The sequence below is a fragment of the Collinsella tanakaei YIT 12063 genome (assembly GCF_000225705.1).
Classification (GTDB): domain Bacteria; phylum Actinomycetota; class Coriobacteriia; order Coriobacteriales; family Coriobacteriaceae; genus Collinsella; species Collinsella tanakaei.
In genome coordinates this window covers 93,875-115,991 of record NZ_JH126470.1, presented here as the reverse complement: position 1 = coordinate 115,991, position 22,117 = coordinate 93,875, and the positions used below count along the sequence as shown (strand labels likewise).

The 22,117-nt window shown below is 60.4% G+C and carries 29 protein-coding genes; all 29 read right to left on the bottom strand.

Annotated elements, in window-relative coordinates; all coding sequences use genetic code 11:
* Window positions 1-153: 153 nt before the first annotated feature.
* The 29 genes from truA to HMPREF9452_RS07120 all read right to left on the bottom strand — a co-directional run bounded on the left by truA (window position 154) and on the right by HMPREF9452_RS07120 (window position 21,926).
* Window positions 154-990 carry a tRNA pseudouridine(38-40) synthase TruA gene (truA, locus tag HMPREF9452_RS07255; RefSeq protein ID WP_009141485.1) on the bottom strand — a complete coding sequence of 279 codons (837 nt, stop codon included), beginning with the start codon at window positions 988-990 and terminating at the stop codon, window positions 154-156.
* A gap of 143 nt (window positions 991-1,133) precedes the next feature.
* The gene (locus HMPREF9452_RS11385; protein WP_009141484.1) at window positions 1,134-1,937 is read right to left on the bottom strand and encodes an energy-coupling factor transporter transmembrane component T family protein; all 804 of its coding nucleotides are present in this window, start codon (window positions 1,935-1,937) and stop codon (window positions 1,134-1,136) included.
* Window positions 1,921-3,678, bottom strand: coding sequence for an ABC transporter ATP-binding protein (locus HMPREF9452_RS12280; RefSeq protein ID WP_009141483.1), 1,758 nt, complete (start codon window positions 3,676-3,678; stop codon window positions 1,921-1,923). Before HMPREF9452_RS12280 ends, HMPREF9452_RS11385 begins: the two co-directional genes overlap by 17 nt.
* A gap of 126 nt (window positions 3,679-3,804) precedes the next feature.
* Window positions 3,805-4,281, bottom strand: coding sequence for a 50S ribosomal protein L17 (gene rplQ / locus HMPREF9452_RS07245; RefSeq protein WP_009141482.1), 477 nt, complete (start codon window positions 4,279-4,281; stop codon window positions 3,805-3,807).
* 29 nt (window positions 4,282-4,310) lie between these two features.
* Window positions 4,311-5,252 (bottom strand): DNA-directed RNA polymerase subunit alpha, encoded by a 942-nt coding sequence (locus tag HMPREF9452_RS07240; protein ID WP_009141481.1) that lies wholly within the window; start codon window positions 5,250-5,252, stop codon window positions 4,311-4,313.
* A gap of 32 nt (window positions 5,253-5,284) precedes the next feature.
* A complete protein-coding gene (gene rpsD / locus HMPREF9452_RS07235; protein ID WP_009141480.1) occupies window positions 5,285-5,881 on the bottom strand; it encodes a 30S ribosomal protein S4 in 597 nt (198 codons plus the stop codon).
* A gap of 19 nt (window positions 5,882-5,900) precedes the next feature.
* Window positions 5,901-6,308 (bottom strand): 30S ribosomal protein S11, encoded by a 408-nt coding sequence (gene rpsK / locus HMPREF9452_RS07230; RefSeq protein WP_009141479.1) that lies wholly within the window; start codon window positions 6,306-6,308, stop codon window positions 5,901-5,903.
* Between the two features lie 15 nt (window positions 6,309-6,323).
* A complete protein-coding gene (rpsM, locus tag HMPREF9452_RS07225; RefSeq protein ID WP_009141478.1) occupies window positions 6,324-6,698 on the bottom strand; it encodes a 30S ribosomal protein S13 in 375 nt (124 codons plus the stop codon).
* Window positions 6,699-6,713: 15 nt separating this feature from the next.
* The gene (rpmJ, locus tag HMPREF9452_RS07220; protein WP_006363204.1) at window positions 6,714-6,827 is read right to left on the bottom strand and encodes a 50S ribosomal protein L36; all 114 of its coding nucleotides are present in this window, start codon (window positions 6,825-6,827) and stop codon (window positions 6,714-6,716) included.
* 148 nt (window positions 6,828-6,975) lie between these two features.
* The gene (gene infA, locus HMPREF9452_RS07215; RefSeq protein WP_009141477.1) at window positions 6,976-7,194 is read right to left on the bottom strand and encodes a translation initiation factor IF-1; all 219 of its coding nucleotides are present in this window, start codon (window positions 7,192-7,194) and stop codon (window positions 6,976-6,978) included.
* A gap of 86 nt (window positions 7,195-7,280) precedes the next feature.
* Window positions 7,281-8,075: a type I methionyl aminopeptidase gene (gene map, locus HMPREF9452_RS07210; RefSeq protein WP_009141476.1), complete on the bottom strand. Its 795-nt coding sequence runs from the start codon at window positions 8,073-8,075 to the stop codon at window positions 7,281-7,283.
* Entirely contained in the window at window positions 8,072-8,698 is a 627-nt protein-coding gene (locus HMPREF9452_RS07205) for an adenylate kinase (protein ID WP_009141475.1), read from the bottom strand. The genes map and HMPREF9452_RS07205 overlap by 4 nt, the downstream gene beginning before the upstream one ends.
* A gap of 19 nt (window positions 8,699-8,717) precedes the next feature.
* Window positions 8,718-10,001 carry a preprotein translocase subunit SecY gene (gene secY / locus HMPREF9452_RS07200; RefSeq protein WP_009141474.1) on the bottom strand — a complete coding sequence of 428 codons (1,284 nt, stop codon included), beginning with the start codon at window positions 9,999-10,001 and terminating at the stop codon, window positions 8,718-8,720.
* Window positions 9,995-10,444, bottom strand: coding sequence for a 50S ribosomal protein L15 (gene rplO / locus HMPREF9452_RS07195; protein WP_009141473.1), 450 nt, complete (start codon window positions 10,442-10,444; stop codon window positions 9,995-9,997). The genes secY and rplO overlap by 7 nt, the downstream gene beginning before the upstream one ends.
* 2 nt (window positions 10,445-10,446) lie before the next feature.
* Window positions 10,447-10,629: a 50S ribosomal protein L30 gene (gene rpmD / locus HMPREF9452_RS07190; RefSeq protein WP_009141472.1), complete on the bottom strand. Its 183-nt coding sequence runs from the start codon at window positions 10,627-10,629 to the stop codon at window positions 10,447-10,449.
* A gap of 2 nt (window positions 10,630-10,631) precedes the next feature.
* On the bottom strand, window positions 10,632-11,156 hold the full coding sequence (gene rpsE, locus HMPREF9452_RS07185) for a 30S ribosomal protein S5 (protein ID WP_009141471.1): 525 nt from the start codon (window positions 11,154-11,156) through the stop codon (window positions 10,632-10,634).
* A 13-nt stretch (window positions 11,157-11,169) separates the two neighbouring features.
* A complete protein-coding gene (gene rplR / locus HMPREF9452_RS07180; protein WP_009141470.1) occupies window positions 11,170-11,532 on the bottom strand; it encodes a 50S ribosomal protein L18 in 363 nt (120 codons plus the stop codon).
* Between the two features lie 71 nt (window positions 11,533-11,603).
* Window positions 11,604-12,140, bottom strand: coding sequence for a 50S ribosomal protein L6 (gene rplF / locus HMPREF9452_RS07175; protein ID WP_009141469.1), 537 nt, complete (start codon window positions 12,138-12,140; stop codon window positions 11,604-11,606).
* Between the two features lie 34 nt (window positions 12,141-12,174).
* Window positions 12,175-12,573, bottom strand: a complete 399-nt coding sequence (gene rpsH, locus HMPREF9452_RS07170) for a 30S ribosomal protein S8 (RefSeq protein ID WP_009141468.1) — start codon at window positions 12,571-12,573, stop codon at window positions 12,175-12,177.
* Between the two features lie 126 nt (window positions 12,574-12,699).
* The gene (locus HMPREF9452_RS07165) at window positions 12,700-12,885 is read right to left on the bottom strand and encodes a type Z 30S ribosomal protein S14 (RefSeq protein WP_009141467.1); all 186 of its coding nucleotides are present in this window, start codon (window positions 12,883-12,885) and stop codon (window positions 12,700-12,702) included.
* 87 nt (window positions 12,886-12,972) lie between these two features.
* Window positions 12,973-13,530, bottom strand: a complete 558-nt coding sequence (gene rplE / locus HMPREF9452_RS07160; protein ID WP_009141466.1) for a 50S ribosomal protein L5 — start codon at window positions 13,528-13,530, stop codon at window positions 12,973-12,975.
* Window positions 13,531-13,866: 336 nt separating this feature from the next.
* On the bottom strand, window positions 13,867-14,757 hold the full coding sequence (locus HMPREF9452_RS07155) for a MetQ/NlpA family ABC transporter substrate-binding protein (protein WP_009141465.1): 891 nt from the start codon (window positions 14,755-14,757) through the stop codon (window positions 13,867-13,869).
* Window positions 14,758-14,927: 170 nt separating this feature from the next.
* Window positions 14,928-15,593, bottom strand: a complete 666-nt coding sequence (locus HMPREF9452_RS07150) for a methionine ABC transporter permease (RefSeq protein WP_009141464.1) — start codon at window positions 15,591-15,593, stop codon at window positions 14,928-14,930.
* Window positions 15,586-16,482 carry a methionine ABC transporter ATP-binding protein gene (locus tag HMPREF9452_RS07145; RefSeq protein ID WP_009141463.1) on the bottom strand — a complete coding sequence of 299 codons (897 nt, stop codon included), beginning with the start codon at window positions 16,480-16,482 and terminating at the stop codon, window positions 15,586-15,588. Before HMPREF9452_RS07145 ends, HMPREF9452_RS07150 begins: the two co-directional genes overlap by 8 nt.
* Window positions 16,483-16,901: 419 nt before the next feature.
* A complete protein-coding gene (locus tag HMPREF9452_RS07140) occupies window positions 16,902-17,450 on the bottom strand; it encodes an Asp23/Gls24 family envelope stress response protein (protein ID WP_009141462.1) in 549 nt (182 codons plus the stop codon).
* 99 nt (window positions 17,451-17,549) lie between these two features.
* On the bottom strand, window positions 17,550-17,924 hold the full coding sequence (locus tag HMPREF9452_RS07135) for a DUF2273 domain-containing protein (RefSeq protein ID WP_009141461.1): 375 nt from the start codon (window positions 17,922-17,924) through the stop codon (window positions 17,550-17,552).
* Between the two features lie 2 nt (window positions 17,925-17,926).
* The gene (gene amaP / locus HMPREF9452_RS07130) at window positions 17,927-18,460 is read right to left on the bottom strand and encodes an alkaline shock response membrane anchor protein AmaP (protein ID WP_009141460.1); all 534 of its coding nucleotides are present in this window, start codon (window positions 18,458-18,460) and stop codon (window positions 17,927-17,929) included.
* A gap of 262 nt (window positions 18,461-18,722) precedes the next feature.
* Window positions 18,723-19,529 carry a YebC/PmpR family DNA-binding transcriptional regulator gene (locus HMPREF9452_RS07125; RefSeq protein ID WP_009141459.1) on the bottom strand — a complete coding sequence of 269 codons (807 nt, stop codon included), beginning with the start codon at window positions 19,527-19,529 and terminating at the stop codon, window positions 18,723-18,725.
* Between the two features lie 219 nt (window positions 19,530-19,748).
* Window positions 19,749-21,926, bottom strand: coding sequence for a DUF6020 family protein (locus HMPREF9452_RS07120; RefSeq protein WP_009141458.1), 2,178 nt, complete (start codon window positions 21,924-21,926; stop codon window positions 19,749-19,751).
* Window positions 21,927-22,117 lie beyond the last annotated feature (191 nt).

Genomic DNA, 22,117 nt, shown 5'->3' with positions numbered 1-22,117 from the left:
AACACCCATGCACCATAATTCGTCTCATGCCGGTAAACAGGCGTCGCTTAAAGCACGCCCCGCGCCATGCGAAGCGCCCGCGAGCGAATGCGGGCGAGCGGATGCGGGCGCAACCCAGCGCAGGCGCGCAGAACTCGGCAACGTCCCGGATTCCTACGCAACGGGGCAGGGCAGCAGCACGCCGTCATCATACTCGACGTTCATAAAGCATAATCCCTGGGCAGGAGCGGTGGGACCGGCGGCAAGGCGGTCGCATGCAGCCAGCGCCTGCGCAAGCCATTCCTCGTCCCTGCGACCCGATCCAACCTCCACCAGGCTGCCCACAATGGTGCGAACCATGGAGTGCAGAAACGCGTTGCCCGTAATGGTGAACGCAATCAGTTCCTCACCCAGCTGACGCTCGCTTGCAAACGATACCTCGCGCACAAAACGGCACGTGGGCTTGCCCACGGCAGACGCCACCTTGCAAAAACTCTTAAAGTCATGCTCGCCCACCAAGCACGCCGCCGCGCGCTCCATAGCGCCCACGTCCAGGGGCATGCGATGCCACCAGCAATAGTTTCGCGTCAACAAGGGCTTGGACTCGCCCGTGGCGATGCGGTACGTATAGGTGCGGGCGCGGGCATCGAAGCGCGCGGAGAAGCCGGGCGAGGCATGATAGACCTGGTTAAGCGAGATGTCCGAGGGAAGCAGCGCCGCCATGGCCCTCATCCAGCGCTTTCGCAAAATCTCAAGCTCGCTCTCATAGGCAGGAAAGCTCACGTACTGGGATATGGCATGAACCCCGGCGTCGGTACGGCCCGCGCACGTCAGCTCCACGTCGCGGCGCAAAAAGACCTGCAGGGCACGACGGATCTCGCCCGCCACGGTCAGCTGTCCGGGTTGCTCGGCATACCCGCTAAAGCGCGCGCCGTCATAGCCCACGCACAGCACGATGGTTCCATCCAAAACCTCGCGCTCGGGGTACTGGGTAATGGGTGTTTGCGTCATATCAACAGCTCCAAAGCTCAAGCGATGCCGCCCGTATGGGCGTTCGCGTTTTGGACGAGAATACTACAAGGTTGGCCGCGCGCATGGGCTTCGCATGCCCCCGCGCGGGGCGCGGCGCGCGTTACGGCACGCAGCCCGCGACACTAGAGAAGCAGGCTCGCGGCGCCCAGCGCCAACATGGATGCCAGCCCGCCCATCAAGATGGCGCGATCGCGCGCGGCAAGCGGGGCGGGACGAGGAGCGGCCGTGGAACCCTCAGCATAGCATCGGGCGGCCATGGACTCCGCCAGGCGGTCCGCGCGCCTAAACAGCCCCACAATCAACGGCGTGAACACAGACGTCCACACGCTGATGCGATGGCGCAGGGTCCCTTGGTCAAACTCGACGCCGCGGGCGCGCTGAGCCAGCTGGATGCGCTGAAACTCCTCGCCCACAACAGAGATGAAGCGCAGCGCCAGCGACAACACCGAGCCTATATCCGCCACGGGCACGCCCAGGTGCGCAAGCGGCGACATGAGCCGGATGCAGGCGTCGCTAAGCTGCGGCGGCGTGGTAGATGCCGAGACGCACAGCGAAAAGCCCAGCAGGGCAACAATGCGAAGGACCGCCAAAAGCCCGCGTACGCCGCCCGCGGGGTCAAGCGACACCGGCCCAGCCAACGCCACGGCACCCGTGCCATCGCATGACACCAGGTTCGCCATCAGCGTAAACGCCAGGATTACCGAGACCGGTTTAGCCGTGGACGCTATCGCGCGCGGACTCATACGCAATAGACGCATAACAAGGGCCAAAAAGGCGTAGATACACGCGATGGCCCATAGCTTGTCCGCTGCAAAAACCAATACGGTAAGCGCAAGCAGCAAAAGCAACTTGACGCGCGCATCGACGCGGGCAAGCGGCGTGTCCGCAGCCACAAAAGACCCCAGGGGTTTATTCATGCTCGCCATCGAACACCCCCATTCCCCCGTCAACCCGTTTTGCATCCGCCGAACGTTGCACTCCCGCAGCCCAAAGCGCTTCGAGCAGCATCGCGCTATCCGGTGGCTCTATTCTAGCCGAACGATAAATCCCCGGACTTTCCCACAGCTCGCCCGCAGGCCCCGACCACGCGATGCGACCGTCTGCCATCAGCGCGACGTCGTCCACCTCGCAAAGCCACTCGTCCAAATCATGGCTGATCAGCACAACCGCTGACCCCTCAGCTGCAAGCTCCCTCACAAGCCGGTGCAAATCTCGACGCCCCGGCGCGTCCAAACCCGCCGTGGGCTCATCGAGCACATACGCGGGGGCACCAAGCGAGAGCACGCACGCCAAGCCGACGCGGCGGGCCTGCCCCCCGGAAAGCTCAAAGGGTGAGCGATCGAGCAGTTCCTCGTCCAAGCCAACACGGGCGGCGATCTCGCGCACGCGCCCATCAAGCTCCCCCGCCCCCACTCCGGCGTTGCGGGGCGCGAAAGCGATCTCTTCGCGCACGGTTTGCGAGAACAACTGGTTCTCGGGGCGCTGGAACGCAAGACTGCAGCGCGCGGGATGCGCCGCCAGCCCGTCGATAAAGATCTCCCCGGCGTCTGGTCGCGAAAGGCCGGCAAGCAACATGGCAAGCGTCGACTTTCCGGAACCCGAGCGGCCCGCAAGCAACATGAGCCTGCCGGGTTCGGCGCGAAGCGACACGCTCCGAAGAACCGGGCGCGCGTCATCATAGGCAAACGAGACGTCACGGACCTCTATACCGCCGCGTCCATTCTGACGGCTCGTCGCGCTTTGGGTATCAAGCTCATTTTGTCCATAGGAGGAGAAGCGTCCGTCGTTTGCAATGCGGGAACGTACAAAGCTACCAGACGGCGCTTTAAGCCACGTGGCCAACATATGTGGACTGCGAATGCTAGATAAGAATGCACCGCCTTCTAGGGCCATCTGAACGGCTGAGACATACATCGATTGCAGCGTGAGGGAATCCCATAGGTCGTGCTTCCCCATAAGAAGGGCCTCGGGCGAGCCCTGCCATATAAGGCGGCCAGCATCGAGCACCATCACGCGATCGGATGCCAGCAGTTCAACCGGGTCATGGGTTACCTGGACGATTCCAAGACCGCGCTTATGGGCGAGATCGTCCACCAGTGCGCGGAAAGCGGGGCGGGCGGCGCTATCCAAATGAGATGTCGCCTCATCGAGGACCAAATACGCCGGATCCATCGCCAATACGCCGGCAAGCGCCAGACGCTGTTGCTCGCCGCCGGACAACCCGCTCACATCGCGCTTTTCAAATCCGTCGAGGCCCACGGCGGCAAGCGAGGCACGAACGCGCTCGCATGCGTCATCCTCGTCCAAGCCAAGATTGCGGGGGCCAAAAGCAACTTCATCAAACACGAGCGTTGAAACAATCTGATCGGCAGGATCTTGCTGGACAAAACCCACGGCCTTGCGGACGGCCAGGCGATCATGCTCGCTTTTTGCAGGATCAACTCCATCGACAACAACAGAGCCCGCGTCAGCCAAGCGCATAGCGCAAAGTAAGCGAGACAGCGTGGACTTGCCAGAGCCGTTCAAGCCGGCCAGACTAACGACTTCGCCGGGCGAAAACGAGCAGGAGACGCCGTTGAGGGCGTATTGAGAAGTGATGAGATCGCAAATGTCCCCACCCGTATCAGCGGAGATATAGCATGCCGAGACCCCGGAAACCTCAATCATTGTTCGCCCTCCCCCAATCGTTCCAATCCGCACTATCGTCCAAAGTGCACTTTGCATAAATACAAAAAGAGGGGCGCCTCTCAGCACCCCTCATATACCTTAAGCAATATCGCCATACGGCTGATGTTACTCAGCGGTCTCCTCGGCAGAAGCCTCAACCTCGGCGGTCTCCTCGGCAGCCTCGACCTTCTCGGCAACCTTCTTGGGAGCAGCAGCCTTCTTGGGGGCCTTCTTGACGACCGGCTCGGTGACGAGCTCGATGATGACCATCTCGGCATTGTCGCCCTTGCGGGTGCCGAGCTTCATGATGCGAGTGTAACCGCCGTTGCGGTCGGCCCACATGCCCTGATCGGCCTTATCGAAGATCTCGGCCACGAGGTTCTTATCGCCCAGCTTGGCGATAGCGAGACGACGAGAGTGCAGGTCGCCCTTCTTGGCCCAGGTGATGATGGGCTCGACGACGCTGCGCAGCGCCTTAGCACGGGTCTCGGTGGTCTTGATGCGGTCGTTCTCGAAGAGCGCCTTGGCAAGGCTCTTCTTCATGGCCTTGGTATGGCTCGTATCAGTACCGAGCTTCAGGCCCTTCTTCTTGTTGTGACGCATGGTCTGGTTCTCCTCTAAAACACGGTCCCTTAAGCCTTCAGGCTCAGGCCCATGGACTCAAGCTTGTCCTTGACTTCCTCGATCGACTTCACACCGAAGTTGCGGATGTTCAGCAGATCGTTCTCGGAGAACTCCACAAGCTGGCGCACAGAGTGGATGCTCGCACGCTTCAGGCAGTTGTAGGAGCGCACCGAAAGGTCGAGATCCTCGATCTGCTTGTCGAGCTCGGCGTTATCGTTAGCCTGCTCGGGAGCGAAGATCGAAATCTCCTCCTCTTCCTCGGGGGCGTCGGCAAGGTTCATGAAGGCAGCCATATGCTGGTTAATGATATTGGCGGCCTGAACAACAGCCTCACGCGGAGCGACGGCGCCGTTGGTCTCGATCTCGAGAACAAGGCGATCGTAGTCGGTGTGCTGGCCAACGCGGCAAGCCTCGACGAGCTTGGCGCAACGACGGACCGGCGAATACAAGGAGTCAACGTGAATGACGCCGATGGGATCGTTGTCACGCTTGTTGGCCTCGTAAGAAACGTAGCCGCGACCGTAGCCGATGCGCATGCTCATGGTGAGGTGTCCGCCCTCGGTGAGGGTTGCAATGTGCTGCTCGGGGTTCACGAGCTCGAACTCCGACGGGATGAAGAAGTCCGCACCGGTAACCTCGCACGGGCCGTCGACCGAGATGGTCGCGGTAGCCTCATCCGTGGTACCGAGCGAATGGAACACCAGGCCCTTAACGTTCAGGACAATGTCGGTGACATCCTCGACCATGTTATCGATCGACATGAACTCATGCTGAGCGCCATCGATCTGAATCGCCTCGACGGCTGCGCCCTCGAGAGAGGACAGCAGCACGCGACGAAGCGAGTTGCCGAGCGTATCGCCGTAGCCGCGCTCAAGCGGCTCGACGGATACGCGGGCGCACGTATCGTTGATTTCCTCGACCTGAACCTGGGGCCTAATGAATTCTGACATGTAATACCTCCAGCCTCAGCAGCCCAAAAGGACTACTTAGAGTAGAGCTCGACGATGAGCTGCTCTTTGATATCGCCGCTGATCTGCTCACGAACGGGCATAGCCAGAACGTTGCCAGACAGCTTCTCGATATCGACCTCGAGCCAGCCGGGAACCTCGAAACGCTCAGAGGAAATCAGGGCCTCCTTGATGGGGAGAAGATCACGGAACTTCTCGCCAACGGCGACGACGTCGCCAGGCTTGACCTGATAGGAGGGGATGTCAACGCGACGGCCGTTAACGGTGAAGTGGCCGTGGCGGACAGTCTGACGAGCCTCCTTGCGGGTGCGAGCAAAGCCGAGACGGAACACGACGTTGTCGAGACGGCTCTCCAGGAGAATGAGAAGATTCTCACCGGTGATGCCGTTCATCTTACGAGCGCGGTCGAAGTAGTGATGGAACTGCTTCTCCAGAACGCCGTAAATGAACTTAACCTTCTGCTTCTCGCGCAGCTGCATGCCGTACTCAGATTCCTTGCGACGGCGCTTGGGCTGGCGAATAGATTCCTTCTTGCTGCTGTAACCGAGCTCAGCGGGATCGATCCCGAGCTGACGGCAGCGCTTGAGAACCGGAGTCCTATCGATTGCCATAGTTTTTCGATCCTTTCAGTTACACGCGGCGACGCTTCTTGGGGCGGCAGCCGTTGTGCGGGATGGGGGTCTTGTCCTGGATGCTCGAAACCTCGAGGCCAGCAGCCTGGAGGGAGCGGATGGCGGTCTCGCGACCAGAGCCGGGGCCCTTCACGAACACGGAAACCTTGTGCATGCCGTGCTCCATGGCGATCTTGGCGCAAGCCTCAGCAGCCATCTGAGCGGCGAACGGGGTGGACTTACGGGAGCCCTTGAAACCCACGGTGCCGGCAGACTTCCAGGCAATGACATTGCCCTGAGCGTCGGTGATCGAAACGATGGTGTTATTGAACGTGGAACGGATGTGAGCCTGGCCCACGGAGATGTTCTTGCGGTCGGAACGCTTGATGCGAGAAGCGGCGCCGCGCTTGTTCTTAGCAGTAGCCATTATGCGTCAAACTCCCTATTTCTTCTTCTTAGCACCGATCTGACGCTTCGGACCCTTGCGGGTGCGAGCGTTGGTGTGGGTGCGCTGGCCGCGGACCGGCAGGCCCTTGCGGTGACGCAGGCCACGGTTGCAGCCGATGTCCATAAGGCGCTTAACATTCTGGGTGCGCTCACGGCGGAGGTCACCCTCGACCATGATAGCGTTCTTGTCGATGTACTCGCGAATAGCGTTAACCTCATCTTCAGTAAGGTCCTTAACGCGGGTATCGACGTTGATCTGGCATTCGTTGCAGATCTTGGTAGCAGTAGTGCGGCCGATGCCGTAGATGTAGGTCAGACCGATCTCGACGCGCTTCTCGCGCGGAAGGTCGACACCATTAATACGGGCCAACGTTGGTCTCCTCTCTTAACCCTGACGCTGCTTGTGGCGGGGATTCTCGCAGATGACGAGAACCTTGCCATGGCGCCTAATGATCTTGCACTTATCGCACATCTTCTTGACCGAAGGACGTACCTTCATCGTTCTTCCTTTCGGTAGTGCTCAAACAACAGTACTATCTACTCGCCCAGCCGCAGGCGTTTAACACTGGCTGGTCTACACATGCCAATACGACCGCTAGGCTGAGCACTTCTTAGCGATCGAGACTGACAGTGGATGGCTGCTATCGTTACTTATAGCGATAGGTGATGCGGCCACGGGTAAGGTCATACGGGGAAAGCTCCACCACAACCTTGTCGCCCGGGAGAATACGGATGTAATTCATACGAATCTTGCCCGAAATCGAGCAAAGGACCGAATGACCGTTCTCGAGCTCGACGCGGAACATAGCGTTAGGCAGCGGCTCGGTTACCGTGCCCTCGAGTTCGATAGCATCTTCCTTCTTCACAAGCAATCATCTTTCTCTACGTTGAAAACGACAGCAATAGCGAATGATACAACACACATTCGCGATTTAGCAAAATTCCCCAATCGCTACACAACTAGCGATCCACCTTGCATATCGCACCAAGCACCGGACTCATCGGAGGTGATGATGACCGGCCCATCGTTGGTAATGGCAACGGTGTTCTCGAAGTGGGCAGCAGGCAGGTGATCTTTGGTAGAAACAAGCCAACCGTCACGTCCAACCTTCACGCGCGGGGAACCCATGGTGATCATCGGCTCGATGGCGATGACCATACCGGCATGGAGCTTAACGCCCCTCCCCTTCTTGCCGTAGTTGGGAACATTGGGCTCTTCATGCATAACGCGCCCGACACCATGGCCAACATAATCGCGCAGGACACCGTAGCCATGTGACTCGGCAAGGGACTGAACAGCATACCCTATATCTCCGATATGTTTACCAGGTACCGCCTGCTCTATAGCCGCCTTCAGGCAATCGAGCGTTACCTCGCACAAAGCCTTAGCTTCGGGCGAAGGGGTTCCGCAGAAGAAGGTCCAGGCGTTGTCGCCAACCCAACCATCGACCACGGCGCCGGTGTCTATGGACACGATATCGCCATCGCGAAGGATGATGTCGGGATTGGGAATGCCGTGGACCACGGCGTCGTTCAAAGAAGCACAGATGGAACCAGGAAATCCACCATATCCTTTAAACGCTGGCTTGCCACCGTGCATGCGGATAATCTGCTCGGCAAGCTGATCGAGCTCAAAGGTGGAAACGCCGGGGCGAACCATGGCACCAACGCGCCGGAGCGCCATCTTAGACAGCGCTCCGGCAACCTTCATCTGCTCGATTTCATCCGCAGACTTTATCTTGATCATAGACCGAGGACTTCCTTGACGTCCGCGTAGACGACGTCGACGTCACGATCGCCATCGATGGTCTTCAAGATGTTCTGGCCGCGATAGTACTCGACCAGGGGGCTCGTCTGCTTCTCGTAGACATCCATGCGGTTGGCGATGGTCTCAGCCTTATCGTCGTCGCGCTGGTACATCTCTCCGCCACAAGAGGGGCATACCTCGTCAGCAGCGGTGCCGGTGTAGCCGCAAGCGCGGCAGGTACGGCGAGAGGACAGACGGTTGATGATGACGTCTCGGTCGACGTCGATCAGCAGGGCGCAATCAAGCTCGCGACCAAGCTCAGAGAGCTCGGAATCGAGCGTCACGGCCTGCAAGGTGTTGCGGGGGAAGCCGTCGAGGAGGAAGCCCTGCTGGGCGTCGTCCTCAGCAAGGCGCTCCTTAACCAGATCGATAACGAGCTGGTCGGGAACGAGCTCGCCGGCATCCATGTACTTCTTAGCTTGGATTCCCAGCTCCGTACCACCCTTGACGGCGGCGCGAAGCAAATCGCCAGTGGAGATGTGGGCTACGCCAAAGTCGCGCACAAGACGCTGGGCCTGCGTGCCCTTGCCGGCGCCCGGTGCACCCAAAAGAACGATGTTCATGGGAGTCTCCTCTCAGCTGTTATTTAAAGAACCCGTCGTAATCGTACATCTTAAGCTGGCTCTCAACCTTGGAAATAGTGTCGAGAACGACACCGACCATGATGAGAACAGAGGTGCCGCCAAAAGCCTGGATCAGCTGGTTGCCCGTGAAGGAAAACACGATCGACGGGACGATAGCGATGATTGCCAGGAAGATGGCGGAAGGAAGGGTGATCTTATTGAGCGCGTTCTTGATGTAATTCGCGGTCGCCTTACCGGGACGGACGCCCGGGATGAAGCCACCCTGCTTCTTGAGATTGTCTGCCGTATCATCCGGGTTGAACACCATGGAGGTGTAGAAGTATGCAAAGAAGACAATCAGCAACACGTTGAGGATCCAGTTGATCCAGCCGGTGGACATCGCGTTAGCGACGGTCTGAATCCAACCGATGTTGGGGAAGAAGACCGCGATCTGCGCCGGGAAGTACAGCAGCGCGCTGGCGAAGATGATGGGAATGACGCCGGCGGTGTTGACCTTGATGGGCAGATAGGTGGACTGGCCACCCATGATGCGACGACCCACAACGCGCTTGGCGTACTGGACCGGGATGCGGCGCTGGCCGCGCTCGATGAAGACGATCAGCGGGATGACGCACAGGATGATCACGAAGATAACCACCGTGGTGATTACGCCCGCGGTGCCCTCAACAGAGGAGAAGATAGCCTGGGGAAGGCCGGCCATGATATTAGCGAAGATGATAAGGCTCATGCCGTTGCCAATACCACGCTGGGTAATGAGCTCGCCGATCCACATGATGAGCATCGCACCCGCAGTGAGCGTGCCGACGATCATGATATCGAAGATGATCCCGGGCGCGCCCGCACCATTGAAGCTGATACCGAAGCTCTTGAAGAGGAAAAGGTAGCCAATGGCGTTTACGATCGCCAGTCCAAGCGTAAGGTAGCGTGTGTACTGGGTGATCTTGGTCTGACCAACCTCGCCCTCGCGAGCGAGCGCATGCAGGGAAGGCACAACGCTCTGAAGCATCTGGAGGATGATCGAGCCTGTGATGTAGGGCATGATGCCCAGCGAGAATACCGACACGTAGGAAAGTGCGCCACCGGAGAAAAGGTTCAGCAGGGCCATCGCTCCAGAAGCTACGGAATCACCCGCAGACTGGAAAAGGCCCAGCATCCCCTGGAAGGGGATACCGGGCACAGGAACGTGTGCACCGATACGGTACACCACGAGCATAGCGATGGTGAAAAGAATCTTTCCGCGCAATTCCTTGATGCGGAACGTGTTCTTCAAACCATTTAGCACGGGAGCTCGACCTTTCCGCCCGCGGCCTCGATCTTGGCCTTAGCGGAGGCGGAGATCTTGTCAACCTTGACCGTGAGCTTCTTGGTAATCTCGCCGTTGCCGAGCACCTTAACGGGCTCGAACTCGCTCTTGACGAGGCGGGCAGCCATCAGAGCAGCACCGTCGACGACGGCGTCGTTCTCAAAGCGGGCCTCGAGATCGGAGACGTTGATAGCGGTGTACTCGATGCGACGGGGGCTCACAAAGCCGGGGAGCTTGGGGAGACGCATCGCAAGCGGAGTCTGACCGCCCTCGAAGCCAGCGCCCTTGGTGCCGCCGGAGCGGGAACCCTGGCCGTTCTGGCCGCGACCGGAATAAGTACCCTTACCGGACGAGTTACCACGGCCGACGCGCTTGCGACGCTTGTTGGAACCCGGTGCCGGAGTAAGATCATGAAGCTGCATTGTTACTCCTCTACAATCTCGACAAGGTGCTTGACCTTGAAGATCATGCCGCGGACGCCGTCATTGTCGGCAATCTCGCGCGTGGCGTTCATCTTCTTGAGGCCGAGGGCGCGAACGGTCCTGACCTGATCCTGCTTGCAACCGTTGGTGCTGCGGACCTGCTTAATCTTAATGGTGTTAGCCATGCTTAGTTCTCCTTACCGACGAACATCTCGGCGACGGTCAGGCCACGGCGCTCAGCGATATCCTGGGGGCTGGAGAGCTCCTTGAGGCCCTCAGCAGCGGCCTTGATGATGTTGAGGCCGTTGTCGGAACCGAGCGACTTGGAAAGAACGTTCTTGATGCCAGCGAGCTCGAAGAGGGGACGCACTGCGCCGCCGGCGATAACGCCGGTACCCTCGACAGCGGGCTTGATCAGGATGCTAGCGGCACCGAACTTGCCGAGAACGTCATGAGGAATGGTGCCTTCCTCGGTGACGGGCACGTGGAACATGTGCTTCTTGGCGTCCAGGGTAGCCTTAGAGATGGCCAGGGGCACCTCAGCGGACTTGCCCATACCCAGACCAACGTTGCCCTTGCCGTCGCCGACGACCACGAGAGCCACCAGGGACATGCGACGACCGCCCTTGACGGTCTTAGCAACACGGTTGATGAAAACGACGCGCTCCTCGAACTCGGAGGCCTCGCGCTGCTGCTTGATATTACGAGCCATTGCTTAATACCTCCTAGAAGACCAGGCCGGCGGCACGAGCACCGTCAGCCAGGGCCTTGACGCGACCGTGATAGATGCGGCCACCGCGGTCGAAGGTGACCTGGGTGATGCCAGCCTCGATGGCGCGCTTGCCAACGAGCTCGCCGACCTTCTCGGCAGCATCCTTGTTACCAGTCTTGGTGCCCTTGAACTCGGCCTCAAGAGTGGAAGCGGAAACCAGGGTCTTGCCCTCGTTATCGTTAACGATCATGGCGTAGATGTTCGCATTGGTGCGAACGACGCGCAGACGCGGACGCTCGGGGGTGCCGAAGATCTTGCCGCGAACGCGACGCTGACGGCGCTTGAGGCCTGCCTGCTTCGCCTTGTTCTTGTTCATGCTGAAACTCCTTAAGAAGTCATGCCAACACCTAACGGGGTGCTGGTCTTATGTGCGAGGTAAACGCGTTACTACTTAGCGGCCTTGCCGAGCTTGCGGCGGATGTGCTCGCCAACGTAGTGGATACCCTTGCCCTTGTAAGGCTCGGGCGGACGCTTCGCACGGATCTCAGCGGCGATCTGGCCGACCTGCTGCTTGTTGATGCCCTTGACGTTGATGTGGGTGTTGTCGGGAACCTCGAAGGTGATGCCCACGGGAGCCTCGACGACGACCGGGTGAGAGTAACCAAGGGAGAAATCAAGGGAGGTACCCTTGAGCTGAACACGGTAGCCAACGCCAGCGAGCTCGAGGGACTTGGTGAAGCCCTCGGAAACGCCGGTGACCATGTTCTGGATGAGGGCGCGGGTCAGGCCGTGCTGGGCGCGGGACTCGCGCTCGTCGTTGGCACGGTCAACGATGACCTCGTTCTCCTCAACGGTCACGGTGATGTTCTCATGGAAATCCTGCTGAAGGGTGCCCTTGGGGCCCTTGACGACGCAGGTGTTGCCATTGACTGTCACTTCGACTCCAGCGGGAATCTGGACAGGCTTCCTACCGATACGAGACACGGTGGTCTCCTTTCCTTCTACACGCCGAAGCGATTTACCAAACGAATGCGATGACCTCGCCGCCGATGCCGAGCTTACGGGCATCGCGGTCGGTCATAACACCCTGGCTGGTGGAAATGATTGCAGTGCCGAGGCCGCCGCGAACGCGGGGAAGGTCCTTGGCGCCGGCGTACTTGCGCAGACCGGGCTTGGAAATGCGCTTGATGCCGTTGATGACCTTGGCCTTCTTGCGGCCGTACTTGAGCGTGATGTGCAGGGTCTTGGCCGGAGCGGTGTCCTCGACGTAATAGCTCTCGACGTAACCCTCCTCGCAGATAACGCGAGCGATCTCGACGAGCTTCTTGCTGCTCGGCATCGAGACCTCAGCCTTGTTCGCAGAGTTCGCATTGCGAATGCGAGTAAGCATGTCTGCGATCGAGTCTGTGACGTTCATGCAGATTCTCCTTCGTTCTTGATGAACACGTGCTGCGGTCCTTCTTCGCCCTTAGCGAACAAGCCAGGACAGCACGTTCTTCCGTGCGAACGGACGAGTCGTTCGTCCGCGCGCGCTGGCAGTGACTTACCAGCTGGCCTTCTTGATGCCGGGAAGCTCGCCCTTCAGTGCCAGCTCGCGGAAGCAGACACGGCAGATGCCGAACTTGCGGTAGACCGAATGCGGACGGCCGCAACGCTGGCAACGGCTGTACTTGCGCGTCGAGAACTTCGGCTCGCGATTGCACTTGACGATCATCGATGTCTTAGCCACTTATTTCCTCCTCACATTGAGTATTGTTCATTCCGGACGGGCGGCACGTGCTCTTCGCGCACCGCCCGCGACCCGGAACATTAGAACCTATTTCTTGAACGGGAAGCCGAAGGCGTCCAGAAGGGCCTTGGCCTCTTCATCGGTCTTGGCGGTGGTGACGATGGTGATATCCATACCACGGGTGTGATCGACGGAGTCGAAGTCAACCTCGGGGAAGATAAGCTGCTCGGTAACGCCCATGGAGAAGTTGCCACGGCCGTCGAAGGACTTGGCGGAAATGCCGCGGAAGTCGCGGATACGGGGGATCGCGACGGAGGTCAGACGATCGAAGAACTCCCACATGCGGTCGCCGCGCAGGGTGACTTTGGCACCGATGGGCATACCGGCACGCAGGCGGAAGGATGCGATGGACTTGCGGGCGCGGGTCACCATGGGCTGCTGGCCGGTGATGACGCGCAGGTCGCGGACGGCGCCGTCGATAGCCTTGGAGTCCGTAGCGGCCTCGCCAACACCCATGTTGACGACGATCTTCTCGAACTTGGGGATCTCCATGACGTTCTTGTACTGGAACTTGTCCTGCATAAGCTGCTTGACCTCGTCGTTGTACTTGGTCTTCAGACGCGGGACATACTTCTCTTCAGCCATTTTCACTCCTTCATGGGGTTTTAAGCACGGGGCTTGGCCACTGCGGGTTGTCCTCGTGCCTCCTGACGTATACATCACGCCGCATCTGGCTGTTCGCGGCATGACGATTTGACGGCAGGAGCCGACAAAACATTCGTTACTATACGCCCTTTGCGTAAAGAACGCTACAAAAAGTTATTCTGTGCAGGCGATTCCATAACTTTGGCAGGCCCTTGCCCAACCGGGACAATCGGACGGAGACCCGCCGTGGTTCTCGACCTACTGTTCTCATCCTCATACATAGCGCCCGGCACCGCTCTTCAACGACGATGCCGGGCGCTACTCCCCTATTGTTGATTAGAAGGCAGGAAGAACGTCCTGACCGTAGCTCTCTTCCAGATACGCCTTGAAGTCGTCGGACTGCAGGACCTTGACCAGCGCCTGGATGTTCTCGTCCTCCTCCTTCTCCGGTGTGGTGCAGACGATGTTGGCGTACTGCTCGACCGTGGTGGAGCCGGTCTCCTCATGCACCAGGGCGTCCTTGACGTGGTAACCGGCCTCGATGGCGTAGTTGCCGTTGATGACGGCGAAGTCAACGGACTCGAGGGCGCGCGGCACCGCGGCCGCCTCGAGCTCCTGGAAGACGATGCCGTGCGGGTTCTCGGCGATGTCGTTGGGCGTGGCCTCCAGGTTGGTGGGGTCCTTGAGGGTGATCAGGCCCTGGTCCTGGAGCAGCAGCAGCGCGCGGCCCTCGTTGGTGGGATCGTTGGGAACCGCGATGGTGGCGCCGTCCGCTATGGCGGCGAGGTCAGAAGACTTGCCGGCGTAGACGGCCATGGGCTCGTAGTGGATGGAGCCCACGGAGATAAGATCGGTGCCGTTCTCCTTGTTGTAGTTCTCAAGGTAGTTGATGTGCTGGAAGTAGTTGGCGTCGACCGAGCCGGACGTGGTGTCCTTGTTGGGCAGGATGTAATCCGTATACTCCTTAACCACCAGCTCGATGCCTTCTTCCTTAAGCTTGGACGCGGCAAAGGAATTGAGGATCTCCGCGTGGGGCGCGGGGCTGGCGGCAACGGTGAGCTTCTTGGACGCCTCGACAGCGCCGGAACCGCTGGCATCGCCTGCGCCGCAAGCGGTAAGGCCGCCCAGGGCGACGGCGCCAAGGCCGGCAAACCCAGCCTTGAGGACAAAGCGGCGAGAGACGGCGGCGTCGAAACGATCGCTATGGTTGCCAGTAAATGTAGCCATGGGATAACCCCTTTCAAAATCGATGTTGAAAACGGTGCGAAATGCGCCTTAGATGCGCGATTCAGCAGAAATCGTATAGAACAGGTAGGGGCCGCATGGACGCGCGACCCTTCAAAAGAAGCGCGATTTATGCCAAGCCAGCAGGCATGCCCGCTTACGTGCAGCCCAATCTAGCGATGGTCCACCTTGCGTGCGATGAAATTGCACACGGTCTGGATAAGCTGGACGAGAATGATCAGCAACACCACCGTGACGATCATGACCTCGTTCTCGTAGCGGTAGTAACCGTAGCGGATAGCGATATCGCCAAGTCCACCCGCACCCACGGCGCCGGCGATGGCGGTGTAGCCCAGCACGGCGATCAAAGTGACCGCGACTCCGCGCACAATGGAGGGCAGCGCCTCAGGAAGGAGGGCGGAGAAGACGATGCGCGGCACGGACGCTCCACATGCCTCGGCGGCCTCTACGGCGTCATGCGAAACCTCGGCCAAAGACTGCTCGATCATGCGGGCGACAAAGGGAGCTGTGGCGACCACCAAGGGCGGAATAACGCCGCGAACGCCGGTGGAGACGCCCACAATCGCCGCAGTCCACGGCATAAGCGCGATAAGCAGAATGATAAACGGCAGCGAGCGGCCAATATTGACCACCCAGCCCAAGACCGCGTTAAGAACGGGCATGGGTCGCAGGCCGCTCGCAGCGGTTAGATGCAGCACCACGCCCAATGCGGTACCAAAAACATAGGCGATAGCGGTCGAGACAAAGACCATCACCAGGGTGTCGAGGGTACCTTGGGCGAGCAATCCGGAGAAGTTGGCCAGAAATTCGTTAAGCATCCCAGTCCACCTTTCCAAGCAAAACGCGCGTAGCCTCGGCAGCGGGCTCGGCAAAGACGCGAGCGACCTCGCCGGTCTCCACCACGCGGCCGGAGTCCAACACGGCTACGTTCTTGCAGATCTTTTGGACAACGTCCATAGAGTGGGTGATGACCACCAAGGTGACGCCGGTCTCTTGGTTGATGTCCCTCAGAAGCTTCAAGATGGTATTGGTACTCTTGGGATCCAGCGCAGAGGTGGCTTCATCGCAGAGAATGACTTCCGGCTCGCAGGCAAGGGCGCGGGCAATGGCGACGCGCTGCTGCTGGCCGCCGGAAAGCTGGCTGGGATAAGAATGCGCCTTCTCAGCAAGACCAACGCGATCGAGCAGCTCCAGGGCGTGGACACGGTTCGCCTCCGTCACCTTGCCGTTTGCCGCGAGATACGGGAAGCACACGTTATCGATTACCGTCTTCTGGGCAAGCAGGCCAAAGTTCTGGAAAATCATGGCGACGCGGCGGCGATACGCACGCAGCGCGCTTCCGGCAAGGTCGGTGACATCCTGCCCGTCGACCACAATGCGACCGGACGTGGGGCGTTCCAGCAAGTTGATGGTGCGCACCAAGGTGGACTTGCCCGCGCCGCTCATGCCAATGATGCCGAAGATATCGCCGTCGGCGATCTCGATGTTGATATCGTCCAGCGCATACACCACGCCGTCGCGCACCGCGGGACGCAGGGCATCGGCGACCTCGGCTGCAGCCTGGGACACTGCCGCCCCCGCAAGGACGGCATTGCCGCTCACGGATGCCGCGTAGCTGGTGTCGATGCCCGCAGACTTACCGCGAGCCCTGCGCGCGGCCTTTTTAGGAACGTCATAGGTTTTGGAAACATGTTGGATGCTGATCACGAGTGAAACTCCGCTCGATGATTGGTTGTATGAGAAGACGGACCGTCTCCCGCCGGAGACGGCCTAATCGAGGCGCCCGGTCTCCCCACGCCGGCTATCGCGCGGCATGGCAAAGTGCCCGGGCGAGGGCATCTCCATGACCATCATCATCGTGATATGTTCAGCGTAAGTAATCATGCGGACGAGAATAGCACGGTAGCATTTGCAGGCGCAACCCTTTATCGCACTGTTACCGATTCGTGAACGTCGCAAGCAACGGCGCGGGGCGCTGGCGCCGGCAGCGGGGCACGCCCGTCCGCCCTCCCCGCTCGCATAAGAAAGCCCGAGCCAGGAGACCCGGGCAAAAATGACAGATAGAACCGCGCTTCCGCAAAGCGGATAGAGATGCACGGCTTCCAATGGGAGCCACCAGACCAGACTTAGTCTTCGTCGTCCGCTTTGAGATTGTCGATCAGGTGCTTCTGGCGCTCCGCGTACTCCTCCGGCGTCACCACGTCGTCGATGCGCAGGTTGATGCCCGCGACTTCGAGGCCGGTCATCGCGGCCAGGCGCTCGGTCACGCGGGTCTTCACGTCGTCGAAGATATCCGGGGCGTAGGCGCCGTACTCGATGATGACGGAGATGTTCACCACAACGCGGTTATCGTCCGTAACCTCAACGGTTACGCCCTTGGTGAGGTTCTCCGCACCAAACTGCTCCTGCACAAAGTGCATCAGGTTGCCCTTCATGCCCAGCACATGCGGCACCTCGCGCGTCGCCAGCGCTACAATCTTCTCGATCACGCCGTTGGAATAGGTCAGCGAATCATCCGTATCGAGCTCGTCCTCTTCGCCCTCCACCTCGGCATCGCCCTCGGCCTCAACGGTATCATCCTCATTGAGCTTGGCCGCGAAATCCTGGGCGGGCGTCTGCTCCGTGGAGACCTCGCTTGCCCCATCGGCCATCTCGATAACTTCCTTTTCCGCCATGATGCCTATCCCCTTTCAAGCTTGATCAAGCCTCAAAATCTTGCCTTGCGAGCATGGTTTGCGTGCCGTGGACTCCGGTGCCGCCAACGTGCGTCGCCGCTAGCGCCTACCGCCAAACAGACGGTTGAAGAAGCGGTAGATGCCGCCGTCGCCGTCGCGTACCTGGCCCATCGCCGCACCGACGCCAACAAAGATCGCGATGACGATGGTGTCCCACAGGCCCAGCCACAAGATCAACACGGCGAGCACCAAGCCAATGCATCCGTACAGCACGGTATGCGGGTGCGCGTCGGCATAGCGCCAAGCGCGACGGCCCACCCCGGTGAAAAATCCAATGGTCGCATCCTGAAAACTCTTGGACGAGGCATGGTCCCCGGCTTCGCGCTCGGCTGCGCGCTCATCCGCATGCGCCCACTCGGGCTCCTGCTCAATCACGGCGCGAGGGCCGCGACCGGTACTCTTGCTATCGCTCACCGTTAAACCTCCCTGGTCACGGTAGTGGTCTTACTGGGAAGAAAGCGCACGCGCACCGATGCCGCGGGCGTTCCCAACATGGTTTCAAGCGCCGCCTCAACGCGCTGGCGCATGCGCTGGGCCGCATCGTCCAAACCCGTCTCCGTCAAGGCGATGGCGTCGATGGCCACGCGGACGCCGGAAGAGTCCCTGCCCGTAATGCGGCCGCGCACCTCCTCGACCAGCACGTCCTCCTCGCGCGCGGCGGCGCGCGCCACGGACTCGATGGCGGTCAACGTCACCTGAACCTCCCCCGCGGCATCGATGCGCACGCAATCGGGCTCAGGGCGCTCAATAATCACGCGCAACAGCACCCACAGAGCCTGCAGCGCGCAGATAACCAGGCATACGGCCAGCACGATGCGAAAGGCGGGCTTATCAAGCAACGCCTCCACACGGCCGGCAGCGGGGCCAAACAGCGAAGCGGCGAAGGTGCCCAGCGCGACAACGCAGGAAAGCAGGTACACCACGGTACAGAGCTTTTTAAACCTACCCATACCGCCTCCCCTCATATGGACGAGTAGAACTATCGAATGCGCGTTGCGGACAAAGACCTGCACCGCGCGCAGATTAGTACCTTGTACCCCGCTATGCCGTGGACGATGCATCCGCATGGCGGCGCACGGCAGACGGGCACGCGCTGCGGCGAGCACGGGGCGCGGGTACAAAAACGATTATAAAACGAGCCGGACCCGACGCGTTGGCGGGCCCGGCTCGCAGGCAGTCTTCTTAATGAAACCCTAAGGGTCTAAAAAGTTCCTACTCCTCCTCGAGGGCGGCGATGACCTCGTCGGTCATGTCCATGGTGGAGTACACGTCCTGGACGTCGTCGAGCTCCTCGAGACGGTCGATCAGGCGCTGGACCTTCTTGGCGTCGGTGCCGGAAACGGCGGTGGGGGTGGTGGGAACCATGGTGAGCTCGGCGCCCTTGACCTCGATGCCCTGGGCCTCGATGGCCTTGGAAACGGCCATCAGGTCGCCAGCGGCGGTCCAGACAACCCACTCCTCGCCGGCGTCCTCGTAATCGTCGCCGCCGGCCTCGGCGATAGCCATCATGAACTCTTCCTCATCGCCCGCGGCGCCGTTGGCCATCATGGTTTCCTTCTTGGCGTTGGGATCGAGGATCTCCTTGGAGACCACAACCTGGCCCTTGCGCTCAAACTGGAAGGCGACGGAACCGGTGGTGCCCAGGTTGCCGCCAGCGTGGGAGAACGCGGAGCGGACGTCGGCAGCGGTGCGGTTGCGGTTGTCGGTCAGGCACTCGACGTACACGGCGACACCTGCGGGGCCATAGCCCTCGTACACGATGTTCTCGTACACGGCGGCATCGGCACCCGAGCCAAAAGCCTTGTCGATAGCGGCCTTGATCTTGTCCTTGGGCATGGACTGAGCCTTGGCCTTGGCGACGGCGGCGGCCAGGGAGGCGTTGTTGTCGGGGTTGGGGTCGTTACCAAGGCGGGCGGCAACGGTGATGTTACGGCTCAGCTTGGAGAACAGGGCGGAACGCTTGGCGTCCTGTGCGCCCTTACGATGCTTGGTTGTTGCCCATTTAGAGTGTCCGGACATGCGAGACTCCTATCGAATATGCGCTCGGTCGCTCGGTCGCGGCGGATCGGTGACCCTGTAGAAACAGACGCTGGAAATGATATACCGAATGCGCGAGCTGCGAAAGCATGAATTTTATAGTCACCGCGCGGTAACACGCAATACTCACGGGGCGACGTCGCCGCCAATACGCCGCAAGAGACGTCGAAAGCCCCTTGTGCCGACCTTCCCTTTCCGCGCCTACCTTGCTCGCCACAGACGCCGCGGCCAGGCAAGCGCCACGGACAAGGCGAAGGGCAGAGACAGGATGGCTGGATAGAGATAGCGCATGTAGGTGGAGCCATTGCACGGGCCAACGAGGCAGACCGCCAGCACGCCAAACAACGGCACCATCATCGCCAGCGAACGCCACTGTCCGCTTCTCAGCAGGTAGACGCCCACGGCGATAAGCAACCACGTATACGATGCCGAGCTCATGGTAAGCGACACCAACGGCACGCGCTGTATTGCCACGCGGTACAGGTTCACCGCATGCCCGCAGGCTTCTACCAGCGAGTTTTCAACCGGGTGAAAATCAAAGTAGGCGCGGTTCTCTTCCCTTGCCATAATCTTGGCGCCCTCGATTGTGCTGTAGAACCATACGTCGCGCTCGCTGGGATAAAAGTAGCCGTAATAGTTGTTCACCACCGCAGAGATGTAGCTCTCTGGATCGCGTAGGAACATCTTGGCCCACACCGCAAAATACGCCGCTAGGTCCTGCGTGGTCGCATCCTCGTTGAAGCCGTTCTTGACCGCATCCGATTTGTCGGGGTCGTAGCGCGAGGCCAGGGTGTCGTACCCCAGCACGCGGTCGATTACCCGACGCTCCTCCTCGCTCACCAACCCATCGTCGACGCCGCCCTCGATGCCGGCGTTGGCGGCATCGTGCTTCTGCACAAACCGCGCGGTCTGCTGAAATGGGATGGAGAGCATCTCGCGGCGGCTACCCGGGGTGATGTCGAGCGCCGGCATGACCACACGCGCAAAGGCCATGTTGAGGACAAGGACAAGCGCCGCTACCCCAACGATGGCGACCCAACGGCGGCGCGGCACCCGCGCGCCCCGTGCTGCGAATATGGCGGCCAGCCCACACGCGGCCAGTGGAAACACCAAGCCTCCGTTGCGCAAAAACGTACACCCGATCGAAGAGATGACCAGTAGCGCCCAGTCGCGGGGGCACATGGTCACGCCATGACCTGTTCCCGCAGCCAGCAGCGACGCCGTCTGCACCACCAGCACCGCCAAAGCGTCCGCAAAGAGGACGTCTTTGGTGATGAGCACCGCATAATTTGAGAACAGGGGCATGAGCGCAAAAAACAGCAGCGACGCCGCGCGGGGCGCAAGCCCGCAGCCAAACCGACGCAGCGAGCACACCAGGTAGGCGACCGTCGCCGCCGTGATGAAGAACTGCAAGGCGGTGTAGATAAGCAGGCCCGCGTTCTCGTCCCCAAAAACCTGCATGCCTAGCTGCACGCAGCCGCCAACCAGCGCCGTGTGCGCCACCGGGTGGTGGCCGTTGAGCAGCACGTTGGGATTGATGAGGTTAAGGTAGTCGCTGGTGCCGTTAGGCAGATTGAACCACTGCCGAATCTGGGCGCCGGTATCCCCCATAAAAATGCCCGGCATCGCCGCGATAAAGGAGGGCGACCACGCCAGCGCGATGAGCGCCAACGGAACGAGGAACGGCCGGCGATCCAGTGCGGCGTGCGCCGCGCGCCAGGCAACGCCAAAGCGCGACTCGCTAAACGCCGGGCGCTGGGTACCCAACCAATCCAGGCAGTCGTAGAACAAGTAGAAGCCCGTATGCCCCAGCACTGCGCAGCCGGCTCCCATGATGACGGCCTTGATCGCCTGCGAGATGCCGCCCGCCACCAGCGCGGCGCTATCCGTGAGGTCATAGCTCATACCAAAGACCGTGCACAGGGCAAACGCCGCCGCCGGAAGCACAACCGATGGCCTAAGCGAATCGCCCTTTCCAAACAGTACGTAGCGTATAGGGAGCACCAACAGCAGGGCCAGCGCCAACAGCACGATCGCGTCGCTGTGCCCAGCAAAGGAAAGAAGCACCTCATAGCAGATGTAAAGCGCACCGGTGGCAGTGGGGTCGAGCTTGGTGATTGTTTTATAGGACACGGGTGCAAGGTCGATGGAGAGCGCCGCCGTCGCGAGCAAGCCCAGCAAGAAGGCGATCGCGCTTTGCCACAGGGGATAGTGCCTGAACCACAGCAGGCGGATGGCGTCTTTGCGGGCCGTTCCCGCAGCGGGCGAAACAGGGGCAGGCGCAGGCGCGGACTCCCCCGCCAGGTTGCCGGGGCCCGCGGATTTCATGGGCGCCAAGGCGCTATCGTCGTCCACATTCGTTATACTCTCTTGCGCCATATGGCCCCCTACCGCACGCGGTCGCCCCGCGGCGTCGCACGCAGGGGCCCGCGCAAAACCCAAGGGCACCGCCTGCGCGCTAAGACGCTCCGCCAGAACTCGTCCAAAAACTCGACCAAGCGAGCCCGTTGCAAAAAACCAATGGTTCATTGTAACGAAAGCTCACAAACGGACTTGCGGCGGCATCTATA